Origin of the sequence: Veillonella sp. (assembly GCF_019414865.1) — a bacterium.
Taxonomy (GTDB): Bacteria; Bacillota; Negativicutes; order Veillonellales; family Veillonellaceae; genus Veillonella.
Map to the genome: position 1 here is coordinate 1 of NZ_DXLG01000187.1, position 2,109 is coordinate 2,109.

Sequence of the window (2,109 nt, forward strand, 5' to 3'; positions counted from 1 at the left end):
GCTAATTTTCTATATCAATTTATCATAATAAAGTTATAAAGTAACAGTAACAATTAATATAAAAGGTAATTCATACATATAACATATATAAAACTATAAGAAGGTTATACATAAAAATCCTACGAATCGCATGTAAGATGACACTCAGTAGTCAATATCTACACAAGTATCAAGTCACTCATGACCCGTAGGATTTATTTCTGTTCAGTTAGTTACTCATATACCAGTCTAACTATACTAATATATCGATGTATTCATCGCCAGAATACATTCGAAACAACTCGTACTGAGTAAATTAGCTAATTTGTAATACGATTAGCCCTTATATTTAGGGGATGTTGGGCAAGTTTCAGGTGTTACGTCTTTGCGATCACCAAGCACCGCGCTGCGGTCTGTGTAGTGTGTATGCAATAATTCGTGCGCCTTGTGACCCAATGGTTCGCCTAAGAAGTCTTTGTACAATGCTTGGATTTCTGGGTTTTCATAAGAAGCAACCCATTTGTAGTTAGCATCAGCTTCATAAAGACCACCGATACGAGCTTCCTTAGTTTTCACAGCTTGAGGCAATTTAGTACGCGGTTGACCGCCGCCACCAATACAGCCGCCTGGACAAGCCATAACTTCGATGAAGTCATAGTGTTTATCGCTATCTTTCAACGCGTTAAGGAAGTCACGTGTATTTTTACCGCCATGCACTACAGCAACGGACAATGTAACGTCATCACCTAATTGAACAGTTGCCTCTTTAACGCCTTCCATACCACGAACGTCTTCGAGGTGTGTCAAAGCATATGGAGGTGGTTCTTTATCAGTGATGAGCTTATACGCTGTACGCATAGCTGCTTCCATAACACCGCCAGTGTTACCGAAGATGATAGATGCACCAGTTTCCATACCAATTAAGTCATCGAATTGGGATTCTTCAATAGCATTGAAGTCGAGGTTTTCCTCTTGGATCCAACGGATGAATTCACGTGTGGTAATGGAAATATCTGTATCCATGCCAAGGGATTCGTCATCATAGAAACGAGCCGCTGCATTTTCTTCTTCACGCTTTGTTTCTGCTTTTTTAGCAGTACAAGGGTTTACAGATACAGATACGATGTTGCTAGGATTAATGCCTTTTTTCTCAGCAAAGTATGTTTTAATCATAGCCGCTTCCATAGCGATACAAGAACGTGTGGAAGACAAGTTAGGAATCAATTCAGAGAAGTAGATTTCCGCAAAGCGTACCCACGCTGGGCAGCAGCTTGTGAACTGAGGAATTTGACCGCCAGTCTTAAGGCGTTCTACAAGCTCAGATGCTTCTTCCATGATTGTTAAATCTGCACCGAAGTTAGTGTCTACTACATAGTCCGCACCTAATGCACGCAAAGCACCAACCATTTTACCTTCAAGGAACGTACCTGGTTCGTAGCCGAAGCCTTCACCGATAGCTACGCGAACAGCTGGAGCTGTTTGGATAACCACGATTTTTTCAGGATCTGCAAGAGCTGCTTTCACCTTTTCAAGCTCGGATTTAGCATGCATGGAGTCGAATGGACATGCAGCCGCACATTGACCACAGTGGATACATACAGGCACGTCGCCGTTTGCATCGAGATCGTAGTAGTCGAGTACGCTCATTACGTCCGCACAAGCGCGACGGCATAACGTACAGTTTTTACACTTGGAAATGTCGTGATAAATGGATGGATTGTCGAGCGCAATCGGCACACGTTTATCGATAAATTCGTATTGAGACATGAGGACCTCCTCTAACAAACTAAAACTATCAAACCTTTTGGGAAATTAGGCCAAACTACAGAGCACTGTGCTCAAGGCGTACTTCCACATCTTACCTCTAGTATACGCTATGGTGAAAGTTTATACTATGTAGAAATGTTACACTTTTGTGCAAAATTATGGTCCATCATCCCTCTCTAGATACCATACTATTGCCCATGACATTATGAGTAACATTCTACATGACATTGCGGGTGAGTATATTTCAATAAGATAGAAATTACATAAATGCGTAATAATATTCCCATTGTACCACGAATGAGTAAATAATTCACCAACTTTTAGGGAATTAAAACAAAAGAAAACGCGCATCAATTTAAATAA

At 40.9% G+C, this 2,109-nt stretch carries 1 protein-coding gene; it reads right to left on the minus strand.

Going from position 1 to position 2,109, the window contains the following annotated elements:
* Window positions 1–315: 315 nt before the first annotated feature.
* The gene (locus tag QZ334_RS08080; RefSeq protein WP_295233516.1) at window positions 316–1,746 is read right to left on the minus strand and encodes a [FeFe] hydrogenase, group A; all 1,431 of its coding nucleotides are present in this window, start codon (window positions 1,744–1,746) and stop codon (window positions 316–318) included.
* Window positions 1,747–2,109 lie beyond the last annotated feature (363 nt).